The 20,541-nt window shown below is 75.5% G+C and carries 19 protein-coding genes; 13 read left to right on the forward strand and 6 right to left on the reverse strand.

All coding sequences use genetic code 11. The features are described from left to right. Window positions 1–7: 7 nt before the first annotated feature. From BMZ16_RS16925 to BMZ16_RS16945, 5 genes are all read right to left on the reverse strand, one after another. Window positions 8–3,181: an AAA family ATPase gene (locus tag BMZ16_RS16925; RefSeq protein WP_089802647.1), complete on the reverse strand. Its 3,174-nt coding sequence runs from the start codon at window positions 3,179–3,181 to the stop codon at window positions 8–10. After that, window positions 3,181–4,350 (reverse strand): exonuclease SbcCD subunit D, encoded by a 1,170-nt coding sequence (locus tag BMZ16_RS16930; protein WP_089802649.1) that lies wholly within the window; start codon window positions 4,348–4,350, stop codon window positions 3,181–3,183. Before BMZ16_RS16930 ends, BMZ16_RS16925 begins: the two co-directional genes overlap by 1 nt. A gap of 99 nt (window positions 4,351–4,449) precedes the next feature. Next, window positions 4,450–4,803, reverse strand: a complete 354-nt coding sequence (locus tag BMZ16_RS16935; protein ID WP_089802651.1) for an STAS domain-containing protein — start codon at window positions 4,801–4,803, stop codon at window positions 4,450–4,452. Between the two features lie 216 nt (window positions 4,804–5,019). Next, a complete protein-coding gene (locus BMZ16_RS16940; protein WP_089802653.1) occupies window positions 5,020–5,538 on the reverse strand; it encodes an aminoacyl-tRNA deacylase in 519 nt (172 codons plus the stop codon). 42 nt (window positions 5,539–5,580) lie between these two features. Beyond that, complete coding sequence (locus BMZ16_RS16945; protein WP_143082876.1) at window positions 5,581–6,132, reverse strand: hypothetical protein; 552 nt, start codon at window positions 6,130–6,132, stop codon at window positions 5,581–5,583. Window positions 6,133–6,282: 150 nt separating this feature from the next. Here BMZ16_RS16945 and BMZ16_RS16950 point away from each other — a divergent pair, with 150 nt between their 5' ends. From BMZ16_RS16950 to BMZ16_RS16960, 3 genes are all read left to right on the forward strand, one after another. Continuing rightward, on the forward strand, window positions 6,283–8,058 hold the full coding sequence (locus tag BMZ16_RS16950) for a lipase family protein (protein WP_089802657.1): 1,776 nt from the start codon (window positions 6,283–6,285) through the stop codon (window positions 8,056–8,058). A gap of 76 nt (window positions 8,059–8,134) precedes the next feature. Then, on the forward strand, window positions 8,135–8,860 hold the full coding sequence (locus tag BMZ16_RS16955; protein ID WP_089802659.1) for a DUF1361 domain-containing protein: 726 nt from the start codon (window positions 8,135–8,137) through the stop codon (window positions 8,858–8,860). 36 nt (window positions 8,861–8,896) lie between these two features. After that, on the forward strand, window positions 8,897–9,397 hold the full coding sequence (locus tag BMZ16_RS16960) for a transporter substrate-binding domain-containing protein (RefSeq protein WP_089802661.1): 501 nt from the start codon (window positions 8,897–8,899) through the stop codon (window positions 9,395–9,397). 114 nt (window positions 9,398–9,511) lie between these two features. Here the strand turns inward: BMZ16_RS16960 and BMZ16_RS16970 are convergent, their stop codons facing one another. Then, window positions 9,512–9,856 (reverse strand): cation efflux transmembrane domain-containing protein, encoded by a 345-nt coding sequence (locus BMZ16_RS16970; RefSeq protein ID WP_369822652.1) that lies wholly within the window; start codon window positions 9,854–9,856, stop codon window positions 9,512–9,514. An 80-nt stretch (window positions 9,857–9,936) separates the two neighbouring features. On the opposite strand from BMZ16_RS16970, the gene BMZ16_RS16975 reads away from it, so the two are divergent. The 10 genes from BMZ16_RS16975 to BMZ16_RS17020 all read left to right on the forward strand — a co-directional run bounded on the left by BMZ16_RS16975 (window position 9,937) and on the right by BMZ16_RS17020 (window position 20,531). Continuing rightward, window positions 9,937–10,395, forward strand: a complete 459-nt coding sequence (locus tag BMZ16_RS16975) for a cation diffusion facilitator family transporter (RefSeq protein WP_177199759.1) — start codon at window positions 9,937–9,939, stop codon at window positions 10,393–10,395. A gap of 118 nt (window positions 10,396–10,513) precedes the next feature. Beyond that, window positions 10,514–10,765, forward strand: a complete 252-nt coding sequence (locus tag BMZ16_RS16980) for a hypothetical protein (protein ID WP_089802664.1) — start codon at window positions 10,514–10,516, stop codon at window positions 10,763–10,765. Window positions 10,766–10,843: 78 nt separating this feature from the next. Then, window positions 10,844–11,836 carry an HNH endonuclease signature motif containing protein gene (locus tag BMZ16_RS16985; protein ID WP_089802666.1) on the forward strand — a complete coding sequence of 331 codons (993 nt, stop codon included), beginning with the start codon at window positions 10,844–10,846 and terminating at the stop codon, window positions 11,834–11,836. Between the two features lie 272 nt (window positions 11,837–12,108). Then, window positions 12,109–12,723 carry a winged helix-turn-helix domain-containing protein gene (locus BMZ16_RS16990; RefSeq protein ID WP_143082877.1) on the forward strand — a complete coding sequence of 205 codons (615 nt, stop codon included), beginning with the start codon at window positions 12,109–12,111 and terminating at the stop codon, window positions 12,721–12,723. Beyond that, window positions 12,720–13,196 carry a hypothetical protein gene (locus BMZ16_RS16995; RefSeq protein ID WP_143082878.1) on the forward strand — a complete coding sequence of 159 codons (477 nt, stop codon included), beginning with the start codon at window positions 12,720–12,722 and terminating at the stop codon, window positions 13,194–13,196. Before BMZ16_RS16990 ends, BMZ16_RS16995 begins: the two co-directional genes overlap by 4 nt. A gap of 94 nt (window positions 13,197–13,290) precedes the next feature. Continuing rightward, window positions 13,291–17,709, forward strand: a complete 4,419-nt coding sequence (hrpA, locus tag BMZ16_RS17000) for an ATP-dependent RNA helicase HrpA (protein WP_089802672.1) — start codon at window positions 13,291–13,293, stop codon at window positions 17,707–17,709. Between the two features lie 23 nt (window positions 17,710–17,732). Then, complete coding sequence (locus BMZ16_RS17005) at window positions 17,733–18,461, forward strand: MSMEG_4193 family putative phosphomutase (protein ID WP_089802674.1); 729 nt, start codon at window positions 17,733–17,735, stop codon at window positions 18,459–18,461. A 9-nt stretch (window positions 18,462–18,470) separates the two neighbouring features. After that, on the forward strand, window positions 18,471–19,046 hold the full coding sequence (locus BMZ16_RS17010) for a DUF3090 domain-containing protein (RefSeq protein ID WP_089802676.1): 576 nt from the start codon (window positions 18,471–18,473) through the stop codon (window positions 19,044–19,046). 5 nt (window positions 19,047–19,051) lie between these two features. Next, window positions 19,052–19,819, forward strand: coding sequence for an SCO1664 family protein (locus BMZ16_RS17015; RefSeq protein WP_089802965.1), 768 nt, complete (start codon window positions 19,052–19,054; stop codon window positions 19,817–19,819). A gap of 112 nt (window positions 19,820–19,931) precedes the next feature. Further along, window positions 19,932–20,531: a DNA-3-methyladenine glycosylase I gene (locus BMZ16_RS17020; protein ID WP_089802678.1), complete on the forward strand. Its 600-nt coding sequence runs from the start codon at window positions 19,932–19,934 to the stop codon at window positions 20,529–20,531. Window positions 20,532–20,541 lie beyond the last annotated feature (10 nt).

The raw sequence follows: 20,541 nt of genomic DNA on the forward strand, positions 1-20,541 counted from the left end.
CGGCGCGTCAGCCCGCCAGGACGGTGAGGGTGCTGGGCCCGCCCGGGGTCGGGCGCACCTCGATCCGGTCGGCCACGGCCTGCTTGAGCGCCTCGACGTGGGACACGATCCCGACGACGCGACCTCCCTGCCGCAGCCGCCCGAGCTCGGCGAGCACCTGGTCGAGCACGTGCGGGTCGAGGGCACCGAAGCCCTCGTCGACGAACAGGGTGCCGAGCTCGACGCCCCCGGCCTCGGCCGTGACGACGTCGGCCATGCCGAGCGCGAGGCACAGGGACACGTAGAACGTCTCGCCCCCCGACAGGGTGCGCGGGTCGCGCGCACGTTCCGTGCGGTGGTCGACGACGCGCATCGCCAGACCCACGGCCCGCGCCCGCACGTCCTCCTTCTCGTCGGAGCGCACCAGCTCGTACCGCCCGTCGGACATGACGGCGAGCCGCTCGTTGGCCGCGGCGACCACGTCCTCGAACCGCCGGCCCAGCACGTAGGTGGCCAGCGACAGCGCGTGCGCGTTGTCGGAGCCGGTGCCGGACGCGAGGTTCGCCATCCGGGTGACCGGCGCGGCGGCCGCCACGGCGGCGTCCAGGGCCTCCGCGGCGCGGCGGACGCGGTCGGCGGCGTCACCGGCCGCCTCGGCGCGGGACGCCGCCACGCGCGCCCGACCGTCGGCGTCCGTCGCCACCCGGCGGGCGGCGGCCTCGGCGGCGCGGGCACCGGCCACGTCGACGGTCACGTCGTCGGGCAGCGCGGCGACGTCGGGCTCCGCGAGCGCCGCGGTCACGCGCGCCAGGTCGGCGGTGTGCGTGACGACGCGCCGCTCGAGCTCCGCGAGCTCGGACGGGCGGCACCACGCGTCGCGGGCGGCGGCGTCCGTGGCGAAGCCGTGCTCGGTCAGGGCGGCGTCCAGCTCCCGGCGGCGGCGGCCCGCGTCGGCGGCGGCCGCGCGCTCGACGTCCAACGCGTCCAGCAGGTCGACCGCCTGCCGCGCGCGCGCCTCGAGCGCCGCGTGGCGGGCGGCGACGGTCGGATGGCCCGCTCGCGCCTCGACGACCTCGGCCTCGGCGCGGGCGAGCGCGTCACGCTCCGTCTCGAGCGTGACCTCGGCGGTCCGCACCTGGGCGAGCACCTCGTCCCGCAGGGCCTCGCGGCGTCGGGTGGCCGTGTCGTGGGCGGTGAGCCGGGCGTCGAGCTCGGCGACCCGCGAGGCCGCGGCGGCGACCTCGGCGACCTCGGCGTCCGCGGTCCGCAGCGCCGCCCCGGCAGATGCGGTGTCGTGCTCACCGGTGCGCGCGGCGAGGCCGTCGACCCGCTCGGTGAGCCCTGCGCGCCGTGCGCCGGCCGCCGCGAGCCGGGACTCGGCGTCGGCTCGGGCCTGCTCGGCCGCCTGCACCTGCTCGGCCGTGACGTGGTCGGCGCCGACGGTCGCCGGGGCGGGGTGCTCGCAGGCGCCGCAGACGGGGCACGCGTCCCCGGCCACCAGGCCCGCTGCCAGCTCACCGGCGAGCCCGGCGACCCGGGCGGCCCGCAGGGCGGCCTCGGCACCGACCGCGGCACGGGCGGCCTCGGCGGCGGCGGCGAGCGCGGCCTCGGCCGTGGCCAGGTCCGCCCGGGCGTCGGCGAGCGCCTGCACGTCGGCGACGAGGGCACGGGCGGCGGTGCGCGCCGCCTCGGCCGCGTCCGCCCGCCCGGCCTGCGCGCGTGCCGCGTCACGCTCCTGCTCGAGCTCGGCGCGCACCGCCGGACGGTCCGCGAGCCACGCCGTGGCCGCGTCGACCTCGGCCCGCAGGTCGTCGAGCACGGCCGCGAGGTCACGGACCGCGCGGCGCCGCTCGGTCAGGCCCGCCTCGACGTCGACGGTGCGACGCAGCGCCGCGGCCGCGGCGGCCGCGGCGTCGTGCTCGGCCCGCAGGTGGGGCCGCCACGCGCCGAGGGCGTCCTCGCCGAGCGCACCACGCAGGCCGGGGGCGCCCGGTCCGAGCGTCACCGGGTCGTGGTCCGCCGGGTCGCCGTCCGGCAGGTCGGTCGGCAGCAGGCCGGCGGGCAGCAGGTCGGCGGGCAGCAGGTCGGCGGGCGCGACGTCCGCGGCCGCCACCAGCGCCTTGGTGGCCGTCGCGTGCGTGGTGCGGGCCTCGTCCCAGCCCGTGAGCAGCGGGCGCACCGCCGCGGCGGACCGCGCGAGCCCCAGGCGGTGCACGTCGTCGGCGTGCCGGGCGGCGGCGGCGTCGAGCAGGGTGTGCTCGACGCGCAGCGCGTCGCGCCGGGCCACCAGCGCGGCGGTCGCGCGGGCCTGCTCGTGCGCCGTCTGCGCCGTCTCGCACGCCCCGCGCGCGGTGTCCGCCTCGCGGGTCAGCGCGTCGGCGACGGCGTCCAGCCCTGCCGTGAGCGTGGCGAGCACCTGGCCGACCGCGGGTGCGACGGGGGTGGCGAGCACCGCCTCGTCGAGCGCGGCGCGGGCCGCGTCCTGCTCCTGCGGTCCCCCGGCGCACGCGCCGAGCAGGTGCGCGACCGACTCCCCGAGGCGCCCGCGCGCGGTCTCGACGCTGCGGGCGGCCTCGGCGCGCAGGGCCGCGAGCCGCTGCTGCATCTGCTCGTACACCTGCGTGCCGAAGATCTTCTGCAGCAGCACCCGGCGCTCCTCGCCGGTCGCGCGCAGGAACCGCGCGAACTCCCCCTGCGGCAGCACCACGGTCTGGACGAACTGCGTGCGGTCCAGCCCCACCACGCGCTGCAGCTCCGCCCCGACCTCGTCCAGGCGCGTACCGAGCAGCACGCCGACGCCGTCGAGGGCGTCGGGCCCGCCGGACACGTCGGCGTCGGCCGGCAGCCGCCACGCCTTGACGCTCGCCTGCGCTGTCGTGGTGCCCGTGCCACGGCGCTTGGCGCGCTGGTGGGCGGGGGTGCGGCGCACCCGGTAGATGCCCGCGGGCACCTCGAAGACCAGGTCGACGACGCTCTCGACGTCGTCGGCCGCGTACGCGGAGCGCAGCCGCTCGTCCGAGGCGTCGGCGCCGGCGACCTTGCCGTACAGCGCGAAGACGATCGCGTCGATGAGCGTCGACTTGCCCGCGCCCGTGGGGCCCTCGAGCAGGAACAGCCCGGACGCGCCGAGGGCGTCGAGGTCCACGGTGTGCCGGTCGGCGAACGGGCCGATGGCCTGGACGGTCAGCGAGCGCAGCCGCATCAGGCGCTCCGCTCCGCGGCGGCGACGTGCTCGTGGGCGGCGCGCAGCACCGCACGCTCCGCGGCCGTGGGCCGGGCGCCGGTGACGTGCGCGACGAAGTCCGCGGCGACCTCGACCGGGTCGGCGGCGGCCGTCACCAGCACGGGCCGCGCACGCTCCTCGTCGGGCCGCGCCGGCCGGTGCTGCACCACGAGCGCGTGCGGGAACCGCTCGCGGACACGGCGGAACAGGTCGGCGGGGCGCGCGTCGTCGGTCACCGTCACCCGCACCCAGTCCCCGACGTGCGGTTCACCGGCGGCGCCGAGCAGGTCGTCGAGCGGGCCTGTCACGTCGCTCAGGCGGCGGGGCACCGGCGCGGGCACGAGCGTCGTGACGGGCACCGCACCGGACAGGTCCACCAGCACGGAGGACTTCGTGTGGTGCTGCTCGGAGAACGAGTACGCGAGGGGCGAGCCGGAGTACCGCAGCACGGCGCCGTCCGGGCCGTTGACGACCTGGGGGCCGTGCAGGTGGCCCAGCGCGACGTAGTCGGCGCCGGCGAACACGTCGGCGGGCACGTGGTCGACGCCGCCGACGCGGATGTCCCGTTCCGACTCGCTGGCCCGGCCGCCCACGACGAACGCGTGCGCGGCCACCACGACGCGGGGCCGCCCCGCGCTGCGCCGGGACGCCGCGTCGGCCCGCACGCGCGCCATCGCGGCGGACGTCACCGCCTCGTGCGAGCGCGGGAGCAGCGTGCGGGTGCCCGCCGCGTCGACCGGTGCGAGCTCGGCCCGGCACACGTCCGGGTCGAGGTACGGCAGCCCGTAGACGAGCACGTCGCCCACCTCGACCGGCTCGGCCAGCGACGCGACGCGGGTGCGCAGCCGCACCCGCTCGCGCATCAGCCGGGACCCGAAGCCGAGCCGGGTCGCGGAGTCGTGGTTGCCCGACGTCACGACGACGGTGGTGTGCTCCGCGAGCCGCGCGAGGGTGTCCGACAGCAGGGTCACCGCCTCCACGGGCGGGATGGCCCGGTCGTACACGTCACCCGCGACCACGACCGCGTCGACCCGCTCCGCACGCACCACGTCGACCAGGTGGTCCAGGTACGCGGCCTGGTGGTCGAGCAGGTCGACCCCGTGCAGGGATCGCCCCAGGTGCCAGTCCGACGTGTGCAGCAACCGCATGCCCGGAACGTAACCGAGCGGTCCGACATCGCCGCGGTCGACCCGCGGCCGCACCTCACACGTCGTGCGGCCGCACCTCACACGTCGTGCGGCCGCACCTCACACGTCGTCCGGGATCGCCTCTCCGAGACCGACCATGTCGAGCAGCTCGCGCAGCACGCGGTGCGGGTCGTGCAGGGTCAGGTCGACCCCGGCCTCGGACGCGGCCAGGTGCAGCTGCAGGACGAACGCCACCCCCGACGAGTCGACGAACGTCGCCTCGCTGGCGTCGACCAGCAGCGGCAGCCCGCTCATCAGCGCGATGCCCATCGAGGCGGAGGCCGACTCGCGCAGCGACGCGTCGATCTCCCCGACCAGGCACACGACGGCACGTCCGCCACGGTGCTCGACGCGGATCTCGTGGTCCGTCGGGTCGGGGGTGCTCTCGAGTGCCGCGCTGGTCAGCTCGGTCATGGGCGTTCGTGCTCCTCGTGCCTCGGGTCGGTACGTCGTCGGACCGGGGTGCGACGGGCGGGAGAACGGTACCCACCGCCGCCCACACGGCGCAGCGGGAGCACGCCTCGCTGTCCCCCAACGCGACCGGACCGGCCGGTGTTCCCTGGGCCCGACCCACCCCGGTCCGGACTTGACCGAACCTTGACCTGGGCGGGGAGACGTCAGCCGCCGACGTCAGCCGCCGTCGCTGACGTCCGCGACCGTGGCACCCAGCGCGCGCACCAGGTCGTCGGTCGCGAGCTCGATCCCGACGCCGTGGCCGCCGCCGCCGATCGACACGCGCCGCCCCGCCGCACGCCGGTCCACGACCACGGGCCACGTGCGGGTGGTGCCGAACGGGGTGATGGTGCCGCGCTCGAAGCCCGTGACGTCCTTGGCCACGGCGGCGTCCGGCATGGACAGCCGCGAGACGCCGAGCAGGGCACGCAGCCGCGGCCAGGAGATCTGGCGGTCGCCGGGCAGCAGCACCAGCAGGTAGTCGTCCTCGCCGCGCCGCACGACGATCGTCTTGACCAGGTCGGCGGGCTCGATGCCGCGGGCTGCGGCGGCCTCCACGAGGGAGCCCACGCGCCCGTGCCGCGTGCGGACGTAGGGGATGCCGGCGGCGTCCAGCGCCTGCACCGTGCGCCGCTCGCCGTCGGTCCGCAGCTCGGTGTCGGGGGCCGCGGTGGGGCCGGGGGTCGCGTCGCTCACGTGCCCACGGTAGCGACGCGGGCGCGACCGGTCCGGGCGGCGTCAGGCCAGGGCGGCGACGAGCGCCGCGACCAGCGCCAGCGGCAGCACCACCGCCACCGCGACGCGCCACCGGCGAGCCCCGGCCGGCGGCGGGAGGGCGTGCTCGTCGGCGGGCCGCGGGTCGGCCTGCGCGGCGAAGAGACCGAGCCAGTCCTGCTCCGGCGTCCAGCGCTGCTCGGGGGCGGGCGCGGGGTCGGGGATCCACTCCTCCTGCGGTTGCCACCGGGCGGGCAGCGGACGGGCGCGCGTCGGCGCGTCGGGCGCCGGACCGTCGGACGCCCACGGGTCGCGCTCACCGCGCAGCCCCTGACCAGGGCGGCGTCCGGGTTCGGGGTCGGTGGTGGGCCACCCCGCGGGTGCCACCGCGTCCACGGTGGGGAACGGCGGTCCCGCGCGCCGCACGAGCGCACGTCCCACGTCGTTGGCCCACACGGACCCGTGCGCGTCGCGCGGCTGCCGCGGGCCCGGGGCCGGGGGCGGCCACGGCTGTGCGAGCACGGCACTCCCGTCGACGGCGACGGCGATCCGGACGAATCGCCCAGGGGGCAGCATGCCGCCCTCCACGACCGGACGAGGACCGGATCACCCGAAAAGGTGAGCATCTTCTCATCCGCCCGCGCACGACGTTCCCCGGCGACCACCCCGCGCGACGCGTCACGACCCGCTGCGGCCCGAGCGTCCGCGAGTCGCTACGTTCACGTCATGGTCCAGCCCGCGCGACGTGCGCACCCGGGCGCGCGGTGGGCGCTGCTCGTCGTCTCGGCGCTGGCGGTGCCCGTGGGCGCCGTCCTGGCGCTGCGGCCGTTCGTGTCCCTCGCGGTGCTCGTCGTCGCGGTCGTCGCGGGGCTCGCCGCGCTGGGGGTCGTCCACCTGGTGGCGGACCACCCGGCCGCGGACGCGGACGCGGCGGCACGCCGGTGGTGGCTCGCCGGCGTCGTGTACCTGCTGGCCGCGGCCGTCGTGGTCGCCTGGCCGGGTCCGACGATCGCGGTGCTGGCCCGCGTGGTGGGCGTGGCGCTCGTCGTCGACGGCGTGCTCGACGCGCTGGCCGCCCGGCAGGCCCGCGGCACCGGCCGGGCGAACGCCGCGCTGTCGGGCGCGACCTCGGTGGTGCTGGGCGTGCTGGCGCTCGCGTGGCCCGACGTGACCGTGCTGGTCGTGGCCGTGCTCGTCGGTGTCCGCGTGCTGGTGACCGGCATCCGCGGGGTGGCGGCCGCGCTGCGCGGCACGTGGCAGCGCGGCCCGTCGCGGCGCGACCACCGCGCCCGGCCGGGACGCGGGCGGCTCGTCGTGAACGTCGCCGCGCTCGTCGCGACGCTCGCCCTCGCCGCGGCCGGCGTCGCCCTCGACGGTGGCACGGCCCGCCCCGACGACTTCTACGCCGCACCCGCCGACGCCCCGGACGCCCCCGGGCGGCTCCTGCGCAGCGAGCCGTTCACCAGCGCCGAGATCCCTCACGGCGCCTCCGCGTGGCGCATCCTCTACACGACGACGCGCGGCGACGGCACGCCGACGGTCGCGTCGGGCCTGGTCGTCGCGCCGGACACGGCGACCGGTGACGCCCGCGAGCCCGCCGACGTCGTCGCGTGGGCGCACGGCACGACGGGCGTCACGCCCGGCTGCGCACCGTCCCTGCTGCCCGACGGCCTCGCCGCCGGCGCGCTGTTCGTCCAGGACGACGTGCTCGCGCAGGGTTGGGCGCTCGTCGCGACCGACTACGCGGGCCTCGGCACGGCCGGGCCCCACGCCTACCTCGTCGGGGAGCCCGCGGCGCACGACGTGCTCGACGCGGTCCGCGCGGCGCAGCAGCTCGACGACGTGGCCCTCAGCGACCGGAACGTCGTGTGGGGCCACTCCCAGGGCGGCGGCGCGGCGCTGTGGACGGGGATCGTGGCGCCGGACTACGCCCCGGACGTGGACGTCCTGGGGGTCGCGGCCCTGGCCCCCGCCTCGAACCCGTCCGCCCTGCTCGCGCACCTGCCGGACGTGTCGGTGGGTGCGCTGTTCGCCGCCTACCTGGCCGAGGGCTACGCCGCGACGTACCCGGACGTGCGGTTCGCCGACGTCGTGCGGCCGGGGGCGCGCACGGTCGTGCGGGAGATGGCGCACCGGTGCCTCGCCGACCGCGGCGTCGTCGTGTCCGCGCTGACGGCGCTGCTGCTCGACCAGCCCGTGTGGGCGCACGCCGACCCGTTCACGGGGGCGTTCGGCGACCGGCTGACGCAGAACGTGCCGTCCGGGCCGATCGCCGCACCGCTGCTGGTCGCGCAGGGCACGGCCGACTCGGTCGTCGTCGCGTCGTCGCAGGACGAGTACGTGGCCGCGCGGTGCGCCGCCGGGTACGCCGTCGACCACCGCGCCTACGACGGGCTGGACCACGTGGCCCTCGTCGAGGCGGACTCCCCGCTGGTCCCGGACCTCGTCGCGTGGACGCGCGACCGGTTCGCGGGGGCGCCGAGCACCGACACGTGCCCCTGAGGGTCCCCGCGCGTCCGTCCCTGGAGCGCGGGGGTCGGTGCCGCCATGATGGGCGCTTCCGGACGAGGGAGTACGCGTGCTGACCAGCCTCATCATCGGCGTCCTGCTCATGAACGTGTTCGCCGCCGCGCTGGTCGTCGCGCGGGCGCCCGTCTACCGGACGCGGCTGTACCGGCCGATGCTGCTCAACCTCGTGCTGTCGGTCGCGCCGCTGGTGGTGCTCGGGCTCGCGGTCGTCGTGGTGCTGCCGCTGGTCGTGGTGGGCGTGCCGCGGCCGGCGGTGTGGGCGGTCGCCGTGGTGCTCGGCCTGGTGTGGCTGCTGCTGCTGCCCAACTCCGGCTACCTCATCACCGAGCTCAACCTCAACCACCGCCGCGAGGGCGAGCGCGTCCCCGAGTGGTACGACGTGCTGCTCGTGCTCGTGCTGGCGATGTCCGGCGTGCTGACGACCGTGCTGAACGTGTTCCTCATGGTGCTCGTGCTGCTGGTGCTGGGTGGGGACGACACCGCGACGCCCCTGGCCGGCACACCGGCGCGCGTCATCGAGGGCGTGCTCCTTGTGCTCGTCGCGTTCGGGATCTACCTGGGCCGCCACGTGCGCCTCAACTCCTGGGACGTGAAGCACCCCCCGCACCTCGTCCGCAAGGTGCTGGGCCACCTGCGCGGGCCCGGCGCCGTCGGCAACGCGATCGGCTTCACGCTGCTCGGGGCCCTGTTCTTCGCGCTCATGTACCTGGTGATGATCGGGCCGGTGGTGCAGGGGCTGGTCGACGTGGAGTCGGTGCGGCAGGGCTCGTCCTGACGTGCAGGGCCGCGTGACGTGGCGTCCAATGTGGCCATGACGACCGGCACGCGCCCCACCCGGCCGGCCCGGTGGACGGCCGCCGCGGTTGCCGCCGTGGCCCTCGCCGGGTGCGGCGTCACCGTCCCCACGGACCCCGACGGCACGCTCACCGCCGTCCGCGGCGGGGAGCTGCGTGTCGGGGTGTCCCCGCACGAGCCGTGGACGGTGGTGGGCCCCGACGGTGTCCCCGCGGGCCTCGAGATCGACCTCGTCGAGGGGTTCGCGCAGACGCTCGACGCGGACGTCGTGTGGTCCACGGGCGGCGAGGAGGAGCTCGTCGACGACCTCGAGCGCGGTGAGCTCGACCTCGTCGTCGGCGGCTTCAGCGCGTCGTCGCCGTGGACGTCGAAGGCCGCCGTGACCGTCGCGTACACCACCGTCACCGACGCGGACGGCAAGCCCGAGGGGCACGTCATGCTCACGCCGATGGGCGAGAACGCGTTCCTCGTCGAGCTCGAGCGGTTCCTGCTCGACCAGGAGGTGAGCGCACCGTGACCCAGGGGGCCGTGGAGCAGTCGTTCCGCTTCGGCAACACCGAGCTGCCGCCGGACGCCCGCGAGGCCGCGCGGCGGGCCAAGCGCCTCGCGTGGCTGACGATCGCGTTCCTCGTCACCGCGGTGACGTCCGTGTACCTCGTGATGGGCAGCTCGCAGGCCATGAAGGCAGCTGCTCCGCCAGCGGCATCTTGGCCCGGCCCAGCAGCACCGCCGGTACGCAGGTGTACGCCAGGACGGCGACCATGAGCCACCCGGCCCACATCGGGTGGCCCAGCACGACGACCGTCCCGACGGGCGGGTGCTCACCGGAGAGCAGCCCCGACACCGAGTCGAACACCAGGAACGCGCCCATCGTCAGCAGCGCCGTGGCGGCGACCAGGTGCCCGATGCCCACGGACCGGTGGTAGCCGTAGGGGTGCTGCTCGCTGGGGACCCGGCCGGTCACCCGCAGGGCCACGAGGAACGCGATCGGCGGGATGAAGGACAGCAGGTCCTCCGCCCACGCGGCACGACCGGGTCCTGCACGCCGACGCCGACATGAACAAGGCCGACTGGATGACCGGGGTCGGCGGGATCGTCGGCGTGCTCGGCATCGGGGTCGGGCTGTGGTGGGCGGACTCGGCGGCCGCGCTGTTCATCTCCGCGAGCATCCTGCACGACGGCGTGAAGAACCTGCGCAGCGCCGTCGCGGCCCTCATGGACTCGCGGGCCACCACCGTCGACGGCAGCCGGCCGCACCCCCTGGGCGGTGCGATCGACGAGACGCTGCGCGCCCTGGACTGGGTGAGCGACGCCGCGTCCCGCGTGCGCGACCAGGGGCACGTCTTCCACGTCGAGGCGTTCGTCGTGGGGCGCGACGGCATGCCCACGCAGGCGCAGCTGCAGAAGGCGTGGGACGCGGTCACCGGGCTCGACTGGAAGGTCGAGGACCTGGTGGTCGTGCCGGTGGACGAGCTGCCGGAGGAGCTGCTGCCGGGGGTGCGCGGGGGCGGTTGACGTGGATCGGGTGTCCCGAAGGCCTCGCCGCGACGTTCACCGTCCGGACCGCCGTGTCGGAGCCGTGCTCTAGCGTGCGGGTCGATCAGCGGCAGACGACGACCGGACCGAGGGTGCCGTGGCGAGGACGATCCCCTTCCCTTTCATCGAGCACATGCCGTCGCTCGGCGCCCTGCTCTCCGTCGATGCGTTCGGCGCGAAGGTCCACGAGCTGATCGACGAGTACACGCTCGCGCTCGGCGACGTCGACAAGGCCGGCGACCTGGCGGACGCCTCCTTCCACGCGGGTCGGCTCGACGCGCTGGAGCAGTCGCTGGTCCTGCTTCTCGACGTCCCGCAGGACGTGTGGGAAGCCCACCACGGCAGATGATTCCGCGCCGGAGGCAGCGCGTGGATGTCACCCGGGCGGCGCACGAGCAGCGGACGGTGCCGTGTCAAGCTGTGAGCCATGGACGACGTGGTTCCCGAGCGCGCCTGGTTGCTGATGGCAGCCGGGAACGATCGAGGCCACGGCGGCAACGCGGGATATGACGACCAGATCGACGCCTACTACTCCTGGGACAGCAAGGTCCCGAACCACAAGAGCCTTCGCGTGGGGGATCCCGTCGCTCTGTGGGACAAGACACGACTGCTCGGTGTCTCGGTCATCGAGCAGATCGACGCCTGGCCGGGCATGAAGGAGCTCCACCGCTGCCCCAGGTGCGAGACGACCCGGATCTCCGTGCGCACGACGGTGACCCCTCGGTACCGCTGCATGAAGTGCCGTCACGAGTTCCCCACTCCTCGTGCCGACTTCGTCGACGTCCAGCAGTACCGCGCGCGGTACGACGCCGCGTGGACGTGGCTGGAGGGCGCGCTCGACGAACGCGAGATCCGCTCGCACGCCGTCCACGCCGGCGACATCAACTCCATCCGCCCGCTCAACTGGCAGACGTTTCGCGCGGCCCTCCTCGCGACGTCCGCCGGGCCGGCGGTCGACCGGGTGGCCGCTCGCGTCGAACTCAGCTGGGCGTCGGACCACGGTGTGCGAGTCGAGATCCCGCAAGGTTTCGGCCGCTCTCTCGTCCGCGTCCGCCGCGGTCAGCGACAGTTCCGGGATCACCTCCTGGCCGCCCAGGGGAACGTCTGCGCGTTCACGGGCAGCGCACCGAGCCGCGCGCTCGAGGCCGGCCACCTGTACAGCTACGCCCGGCTCGGCAGCCACGTCGAGCACGGTGGGCTCATGCTCCGGCGAGACATCCACCGACTCTTCGACGACGGGGCTCTCGCGGTCGAGCCGTCCACGCGCTGCGTCGACGTCTCGCCCGAGCTCGAGAGGTACCCGCAGTACGCGCGCCTCCACGGCGACCCCCTGACACTGCGGCTCAGGGACGTGCAGCTCGAGTGGCTGGCCAAGCACTGGGACGAACATCGACGCGGTGCTCGACGACTGGGGTCGTGACCACTGACGTCGCCGCTCGGTCCGTGGGTGCGGTCGGCGCGGGGTGGCGATGTGACCTCTCGGCCTGCAATCGGCGGGTCCGCAGGAGCGTGCCTTCCCGCGCTGGTGCTCACCGACCACCCGCGCACGGCTCGCTCGCAGTACGCACCTCGAAGCTGACGAGAAGGCCAAGGGCATGTCGGGCTCCGCGAGTGCCGGAGGGGCCCCGCTGGGTGCGGACCGACGCCTGACGGTCTCGACACATACGTTTGGCGTACGATATGGTACGCAGAATGAACGATACGGGAGAGGTCGACCGCGGCCAGGTGCTGCTGCCGATCTTCCGCACGCCCGCTCAAGGGACCATCCTCGCCACCCTCCTCCTCGACGAGGACCGCGAGGCCAACATCGCGGACCTGGCCCGCGCCGCCGGTGTCGCGGCACCCAACGCCCTCCGCGAGGTGAACCGACTCGTCCAGGCGGGTGTGCTCACCGAACGGCGGGTCGGCCGGTCACGACTCGTCCGAGCCGATCCGAGCTCTCCCTTCGTGGAGCCCCTCCGGCAGATCCTCAGCCGCACGCACGGGCCGGCGCAGATGGTCGCCGAGGCGCTGGACGCACTCCCCGGTGTCGAGATCGGCATGATCATCGGGTCGTGGGCGGCACGCACCCTCGGACACCCTGGCCCGCCGCCTCGCGACCTGGACGTGCTCGTCGTGGGCGATCCGCCGCCACGTGAGCTGCGACGCGCCAACGCCCGCCTCGAGGAGCAGGCGGACATGCCCGTCCAGATCACCGTCCTCGCGCCCGCGGACTGGCACGAGGCACGCAGCGGGTTCGTCCAGTCCGTGCAGGCAGGTCCGCACCTCGTCGTGGTCCGCCGCGCTGAAGGAGACACGCCCACATGACGCCCGCCCGCAGGACCGAGCTCTCCCGGATGGTCACCGCCGGGGAGCTCGAGCAGGTACCGGTCGACCCGGTGGTCTGCCGCACCATGGTCGAGCAGGCTCGCCGACACGGTCGGACCGCCGCCGCCGGTCGCGACCTGGGCGACCAGGAGGGCGCGTTCCAGCTCGCGTACGACGGGTGCCGCAAGGTGGCGCTCGCCCTCGTGCTGGCCTTCGGCGTGCGACCGTCCGGAGATCGCGGTCACCATGCCGACACCTTCGCCGCCGCAGCGGCGATCCTCCGCAACCACTCGACGCAGGTCGGCGTACGTCAGTCGCTCGACGACGCCGCCGACCTGCGATTCGCGCGATCGGGCGCCGAGTACCGAGCGGAAGTGGTCAGCGCGGACACCGTCGACGACGCGCTCGCCATCCTCGACGAGCTGCTCGCAGGGCTCGAGCCCGTGATGGAGCGCCGACTGTCGGCCACGTAGACGCCCATTCCGGGTGGCGCGACGGTGTGCCACAACCGCCGCCCACGGGAAACGACGTGAGGGCCCGCCGTCGCTCCTGCGAAGATGGACGGTCGTGAGCACGCCCGACCCCGCCCCGGACACCGCCGCCCCCCAGGGCGCCCGCGGTGGAGGACGCCGACGCGGCGGCCGTGACCGTGGACGTGGCCGTGGTCAGGACCCCCGCCGCGACGACGCCCACCTCGCCCGCACCGCCGAGGCCCGCGCAGCCGTCACCCTCCCGCCGATCGTCTACCCCGAGCAGCTCCCGGTCTCCGCCCGCCGCGAGGAGATCGCCGCCGCGCTGCGCGACCACCAGGTGATCGTCGTCGCGGGCGAGACGGGCTCCGGCAAGACGACCCAGATCCCGAAGATCGCCCTGGAGCTGGGCCGGGGCCGCGCCGGCCAGATCGGCCACACGCAGCCCCGCCGGATCGCGGCGCGCACGGTCGCCGAGCGCATCGCGGACGAGCTGAACGTGCCCCTCGGGGGCGTCGTCGGCTACCAGGTGCGGTTCACCGACGAGTCGTCGGACTCGACGCTCGTCAAGGTGATGACCGACGGCATCCTGCTCGCGCAGATCCAGCGCGACCCGATGCTGCGGATGTACGACACGCTCATCATCGACGAGGCGCACGAGCGCAGCCTCAACATCGACTTCATCCTCGGGTACCTCACGCGGCTGCTGCCGCAGCGGCCGGACCTCAAGCTCGTCATCACGTCGGCGACGATCGACTCGGACCGGTTCGCGCGGCACTTCGCCGGCCCGCCGACCGCGGAGCACCCCGACGGGGTCCCCGCGCCGGTCGTCGAGGTCAGCGGCCGCACCTACCCCGTCGAGATCCGGTACCAGCCGCTGTCCCCCGACGACGGCCCGGACCGTGACATGGTCACGGGCATCACCGAGGCCGTCGACGAGCTGATGGCCGAGGGACCGGGCGACATCCTGGTGTTCCTGTCCGGCGAGCGGGAGATCCGCGACGCCGAGGACGCGCTGCGCGGCTCCCTCGGCCCGCGCGTCGACCCGAAGCACCCGAACGGCGTCGACATCGTGCCGCTGTACGCGCGGCTGTCCGCCGCGGAGCAGCGACGGGTGTTCGAGCCGCACACGCGCCGGCGCGTGATCCTGGCGACCAACGTCGCCGAGACGTCGCTGACGGTGCCGGGCGTGCGGTACGTCGTCGACCCCGGCACGGCCCGCATCTCGCGGTACTCCAAGGCGACGAAGGTGCAGCGGCTGCCGATCGAGCCGGTCTCCCAGGCGTCCGCGAACCAGCGGTCCGGGCGGTCGGGCCGTGTGGCGCCCGGCATCGCGATCCGCCTGTACTCGCAGGAGGACTTCGAGTCCCGCCCGGAGTACACCGAGCCGGAGATCCTGCGCACGTCGCTCGCGTCGGTGATCCTGCAGATGATCGCGGTGGGCGTCGTGACGTCCCCGGACGAGGTCGTCGACTTCCCGTTCGTCGACCCGCCGGACGTCCGCTCCGTGCGCGACGGCGTCGGGCTGCTGACCGAGCTGCACGCCCTGGAGGAGGTCCACGGCCGCACGCGCCTCACCGAGACGGGCCGCCAGCTCGCCCAGCTCCCCATCGACCCGCGCCTGGCGCGCATGGTCGTCGAGGCCGGGCGCCGTGGCGTCGCACGCGAGGTGCTCGTCATCGCCGCGGCCCTGTCGATCCAGGACCCGCGCGAGCGTCCCGCCGAGTCCCGCGAGACGGCCGACGCGCTGCACCGGCGGTTCGCCGACCCGTCGTCGGACCTGCTGACGTACCTCAACCTGTGGACGTACCTGCGCGACCGGCAGCGCGAGCTGTCCGGCTCGGCCTTCCGCCGCCTGTGCAAGGCCGAGCACCTGCACTACCTGCGCGTGCGCGAGTGGCAGGACGTCGTCACGCAGCTGCGGGAGATGGCCAAGGGCCTGGGCGTGCACGCCAAGGGCGCCCCCACCCCGACGTCCGACGACGTCCCGGCCGCCGCCGGGCACGGGCGCGACGGGCGCCGCGACGGCGGCCGGCACACCCCGACGGGCGCACCGACGCAGGACGCCGCCACCGACGACGCCCGCGACACCGTCCAGACGCGCTGGACGTGGGACGGCGACACCATCCACCGCGCGATGCTGCCGGGCCTGCTGTCGCAGATCGGCATGCAGCTCATCACCGACGTCGCCGCCGGCAACGCCCCCAAGGGCCGCGACGGCAAGCCGCGGCGCCCCGACGCGCGCGCCCGCAACGAGTACCTGGGCGCGCGCGGCGCCCGGTTCGCGATCTTCCCCGGGTCGGGCCTGTCGCGCCGCCCTCCGTCGTGGGTGATGGCCGCCGAGCTCGTCGAGACCTCGCGGCTGTGGGCGCGCGACGTCGCGAAGGTCGACCCGGACTGGGTCGAGGAGGCCGCCGCGCACCTCGTGAAGCGCACGTACTCCGAGCCGGCGTGGTCCACCCGACAGGGCGCGGCCATGGTGAACGAGAAGGTGCTGCTCTACGGCGTCCCCGTCGTCGCGCAGCGCCGCGTGCTGCTGGCAAGGACCGACCCCGAGCAGGCGCGCGAGCTGTTCATCCGGCACGCGCTCGTGCAGGGCGAGTGGACGACCCACCACACGTTCTTCCACGAGAACCGCCGCCTGCTCGACGAGGCCGAGGCGCTCGAGGCCCGCGCGCGACGCCGCGACCTGGTCGTCGACGACGACGCGCTGTTCGCCTTCTACGACGCACGCGTCCCCGCCGACGTCGTGTCCGCCCGGCACTTCGACCGCTGGTGGAAGGACGCGCGGCGTGCGGACCCGGACCTGCTGTCGTTCACGCGGGACCTGCTGGTCGGTGAGGACGCCGCCGAGATCGACGAGCGCGCGTTCCCGTCGCGCTGGCCGCAGGGTGAGCTGTCGTTCCCGCTGACGTACCAGTTCGAGCCCGGCACCGAGGCCGACGGCGTGACCGTGCACGTCCCGATCTCCCAGCTGCCGCGCGTGCGCCCCGAGGGGTTCGACTGGATGGTCCCGGGCATGCGCGCCGAGCTGCTGACGGCGACGATCCGCGCGCTGCCCAAGCCGGTGCGCGTGCAGCTGGTCCCGGCACCGGACGTGGCACGGGCCGTCGACGCCTGGCTCGACGAGCACTCCGCCTCGTGGGTCGACACCGTGCGCGCCGGCGACGCGGCCCCGTCGTTCCGCGAGATGTTCGCCCGCGCCGTGCGCGCGCTGCGGGACGTCGAGGTGCCGCCCGACGCCGTCGACGAGGAGCGCCTGCCCGCGCACCTGCGCATGACGTTCCGCGTGGTCGGTGACCGCGGCGGCGTGATCGACGAGGGCAAGGACCTGCTCGCGCTGCAGCGCCGCAACGCGGACCGGGCGCAGGACGCCGTGGCGTCCGCCGTCCGCACGGCCGTGCGGGCCGCGATGGAGGAGGCCGCCGCCCAGGCGGGCCTGCCCGCAGCCGGCACCCCCCAGCCCGGCACCGCCGGCCGCCCCCCGGGCGCGAGCGGTCGATCCAGCACGCCCGGACCGTCCCCCGCCCCCACCGCCCCTGGCGCGAGAGGTCGATCCGGCCCCGTCCCGGGGCCCGCCGGCGGCAGCACGGCCAACCCCGACCTCGAGCGCACCGGCCTGACGACCTGGCCGGACCTGCCCGGTCCGCTGCCGGACGTCATCGAGGCGACCACCACCGCCGGCGGTGTCGTGCGCGCCTACCCGACGCTCGTCGAGGAGGGCACGGGCAGGCGGACGTCCGTCGCGCTGCGCGTCCTCGCCGACGGCGCAGCGGCGCAGGTCGCCGCGCGCCGCGGGCTGCGCCGGCTGCTGCTGCTCGACGTCGGCCTGGCCACGCCGCGCGTGACCAGCCGCTGGAGCGGCACGCAGGCGCTCGCGCTGGCCGCCTCGCCGTACCCGAGCACCGACGCGCTGGTGGCCGACGTGCAGCTCGCGTCGATCGACCGGCTCGTGGCCCGCCACCTGGGCGGGCGGACGGCACGGGACGTGCGCGACGCCGAGGCGTACGCCGCGCTGCGCGCCGCGGTCCGCGACGGGCTCGAGGACGACGTGCACCGCGTGGTCGGGGACCTCGTCACCGTGCTCACCGCGTGGCGGGAGCTCGACGCGGAGGTCCGGGGCGCCAACAGCCTCGCGCTGCTGGCGACCGCGCAGGACGTCCGGGAGCAGTCGGCGCGCCTGGTCCACGACGGCTTCGTCTCCGAGGTCGGCGCCGAGCGCCTGCCGCAGCTGGTCCGCTACCTGCGCGCGGCCCGCCACCGCCTGTCCAAGGCTGCGGAGAACCCGACGCGCGACGCCGACCTCGCCTGGCAGGTGCACGACGTCGAGGAGCTGTACACCGCGGCCCGCGAGCGCGCCCGCACCGCCGCCCCCGACCCGGCGCGCGACGCGACGCTCGACGACGTCCGCTGGCTGCTGGAGGAGCTGCGCGTGAGCCTGTTCGCCCAGCAGCTCGGCACCCCGGTGCCGGTGAGCCCCACGCGCATCCGCAAGGCCCTGGCCGCGCTGGGGTGACGGCGGCTGCCTAGGCTGCGGGCATGGCCACCGTCCTGCTCGTCCGTCACGGCCGCACGGACGCCAACGTCCGGGGCGTGCTGGCCGGGCGCACCCCCGGGGTGCGTCTCGACGAGGTCGGACGCGGGCAGGCGGTGCGCGCCGCTGCCCGCCTCGCCGCGGTGCCGCTGGTCCGCGTGGTGACGAGCCCGCTGGAACGGTGCCTCGAGACCACGGACCTGCTGCTCGCCGGGATGAGCGGGGCACCGGACCCGACGGTCGACGACGCGCTGACCGAGTGCGACTACGGCACCTGGCAGGGCCGGTCGCTGGCGGACCTCGCGGGCGAGCCGCTGTGGACGACGGTGCAGTCGCACCCCACGGCCGTGACGTTCCCCGGCGGTGAGTCGCTGGCAGCCGTCCAGGCCCGGGCCGTCGCCGCCGTGCGGCGGCACGACGCCGCGGTCGAGGACCGGCACGGCCCCGGAGCCCTCTGGGCGGCCGTGAGCCACGGCGACGTCATCAAGGCCGTCCTGGCCGACGCGCTCGGCATGCACCTCGACCTGTTCCAGCGGCTCGACGTGGGCCCCGCGTCGGTGTCGCTCGTCCGCTACGGGCCGTCGCGACCGCAGGTGATCGCCGTCAACACCGACGGCGGCGACCTGGGATGGCTCGCGACGGCACGCCCGGTGGACGACGCGCCGGTCGGGGGTGGGGCCGGGCACGGCAGCGAGGCCACGGCTCGACCGGTGGGAGCGCCCGACCGTTCGTAGACTCGCCGCATGACCGTCGTCGTCCACGAGTTCGACTGGCCGGACCGCGTCGTCGTGGGCACCGTCGGGCGCCCGGGCGAGCGGACGTTCTACCTGCAGACGCGCCTCGGGGAGCGGACCACGAGCGTCGTCCTCGAGAAGCAGCAGTCCGCCGTCCTCGCGGACATGGTCGAGCAGCTGCTCGACGACCTCGCGACCGACCCCTCCCACCCCCTGACCGTGCCCCGGGACATCCCACCCGAGCTGGTGGACGACGAGCCGGTCGACCAGCCGGTCGAGCCGCTGTTCCGCACCGGCCCGATGCGACTGGGGTGGGACCCGCGGACGTTGCAGGTGGTCGTCGAGGCGTTCCCGCTCGACGAGACCGCGCTCGACGAGACCACGGACGACGAGGACGAGGCGGCGCCCGGACCGGACGAGGACGAGCCCCGCGAGGTGCTGGTCGTCCGGATGCCGGTGGGGACGGCCCGGGCGTTCGTCCGGCGGACGCGTGCCGTGGTGGACGCGGGACGCCCGACGTGCAGCCGGTGCGGGGAGCCGATCGACCCCGACGGTCACGTCTGCGGACCGTTCGCGGGGGCGTGACCGGGCTGGACGCCGACGAGCTCGACACGGGCGAGCTGCGGGTCGTCGGTCGTCTGACCGCCGCGTCGAACGCGACGTTCGTCGGCACGGTCGGTGACGTGGAGGTCGTGTACAAGCCCGTGGCCGGCGAGCGCCCGCTGTGGGACTTCCCGGACGGCACGCTGGCGCGGCGCGAGGTCGCCACGTACCTCGTCTCGGAGGTGCTCGGCGGGGACGTCGTCCCGCGCACGTGGCTGCGCGACGGCCCGCTGGGGCCGGGCATGGTGCAGCTGTGGCAGGAGCCGGACCCGTACCAGGACCCGGTCGACGTGGTCGCGACGTCGCGGATCCCGGCACAGGGGTGGTGCACGGTGCTCGAGGGCACCGACGAGCACGGACGGCCGGTGGCGCTGGTCCACGAGGACTCCGCCGCGCTGCGCCGCATGGCCGTGCTCGACGTGCTGGTGAACAACGCCGACCGCAAGGGCGGGCACGTGCTCCCCGTGGCGGGCGGGCACCGGTACGGGGTGGACCACGGCGTGACGTTCCACACCGAGCCGAAGCTGCGGACGGTCCTGTGGGGCTGGGTGGGCCGGGAGCTCGACGCGGACGAGCGTGCCGGCGTGCAGCGCGTGCGTGCCGGGGTGGGTGCCGTGCTGGGGGAACGGCTGGCCACGCTGCTCGACGCGCCCGAGGTCGCCGCCCTCGCGGCGCGGTGCGACCGGCTGCTCGCGAGCGGACGGTTCCCGAGGCCGGCGGGTGGGTCGTCGCCGGTGCCGTGGCCGTTGTTCTGAGCCGCGCGCGGCCCGACCCGCCGCGCCGACCACAGGTGCCCGGATGCGCGTCCCGCCCACAGCTCGGGTCCTGGCCGCACCCGGACCCGGGGTACCGCGCCAGACTCGCACCATGACCCCGACGCCCGCGCCGTTCCGCTGCTTCGGCGGCAGCGACCCGCTGTACACCGCGTACCACGACGACGAGTGGGGCGTGCCCGTGCACGACGAGCACGCGCTGTACGAGCGCCTCGCGCTCGAGGCGTTCCAGTCCGGGCTCGCCTGGATCACGATCCTGCGCAAGCGGCCGGCCTTCCGGGAGGCGTTCGCCGGCTTCGACCCCGAGGCGGTGGCCCGGTTCGGCGAGGACGACGTCCAGCGGCTGCTCACCGACGCCGGGATCGTGCGCAACCGCGCCAAGATCGAGGCGACCGTCGCCAACGCACGCGCCGTGCTCGCGCTGCACGAGTCGGGGCGCACCCTCGACGAGCTGCTGTGGTCGTACGCGCCCGGGCCACGACCGCGGCCACGCACGTTCGCGGACGTGCCGGCCAGCACACCGGGCTCCGCCGCCCTGGCCAAGGAGCTCAAGCGCTACGGGTTCCGGTTCGTCGGCCCGACGACCGCGTACGCGGCGATGCAGGCGTGCGGGGTGGTGGACGACCACCTCGAGGACTGCGTCGTGGTGCGGCGGAGGGCATCGGCGGAGGCGGCCGATACTCCCCCAGGGTGACAGCGCGCCC

Origin of the sequence: Cellulomonas sp. KH9, from assembly GCF_900114185.1 — a bacterium.
GTDB lineage: Bacteria > Actinomycetota > Actinomycetes > Actinomycetales > Cellulomonadaceae > Cellulomonas.

Excerpts from the sequence above, each read along its gene's own strand:
- BMZ16_RS16935 (WP_089802651.1), bottom strand. The coding sequence starts at position 4,803 with ATGACCGAGCTGACCAGCGCGGCACTCGAGAGCACCCCCGACCCGACG.
- BMZ16_RS16990 (WP_143082877.1), top strand. The coding sequence starts at position 12,109 with ATGAACGATACGGGAGAGGTCGACCGCGGCCAGGTGCTGCTGCCGATC.
- BMZ16_RS17005 (WP_089802674.1), top strand. The coding sequence starts at position 17,733 with ATGGCCACCGTCCTGCTCGTCCGTCACGGCCGCACGGACGCCAACGTC.
- BMZ16_RS16925 (WP_089802647.1), bottom strand. The coding sequence starts at position 3,181 with ATGCGGCTGCGCTCGCTGACCGTCCAGGCCATCGGCCCGTTCGCCGAC.
- BMZ16_RS17020 (WP_089802678.1), top strand. The coding sequence starts at position 19,932 with ATGACCCCGACGCCCGCGCCGTTCCGCTGCTTCGGCGGCAGCGACCCG.
- BMZ16_RS16985 (WP_089802666.1), top strand. The coding sequence starts at position 10,844 with ATGGACGACGTGGTTCCCGAGCGCGCCTGGTTGCTGATGGCAGCCGGG.
- BMZ16_RS16930 (WP_089802649.1), bottom strand. The coding sequence starts at position 4,350 with ATGCGGTTGCTGCACACGTCGGACTGGCACCTGGGGCGATCCCTGCAC.
- BMZ16_RS16950 (WP_089802657.1), top strand. The coding sequence starts at position 6,283 with ATGGTCCAGCCCGCGCGACGTGCGCACCCGGGCGCGCGGTGGGCGCTG.
- BMZ16_RS16995 (WP_143082878.1), top strand. The coding sequence starts at position 12,720 with ATGACGCCCGCCCGCAGGACCGAGCTCTCCCGGATGGTCACCGCCGGG.
- BMZ16_RS16975 (WP_177199759.1), top strand. The coding sequence starts at position 9,937 with ATGAACAAGGCCGACTGGATGACCGGGGTCGGCGGGATCGTCGGCGTG.
- BMZ16_RS16960 (WP_089802661.1), top strand. The coding sequence starts at position 8,897 with ATGACGACCGGCACGCGCCCCACCCGGCCGGCCCGGTGGACGGCCGCC.
- BMZ16_RS17010 (WP_089802676.1), top strand. The coding sequence starts at position 18,471 with ATGACCGTCGTCGTCCACGAGTTCGACTGGCCGGACCGCGTCGTCGTG.
- BMZ16_RS16945 (WP_143082876.1), bottom strand. The coding sequence starts at position 6,132 with ATGCTGCCCCCTGGGCGATTCGTCCGGATCGCCGTCGCCGTCGACGGG.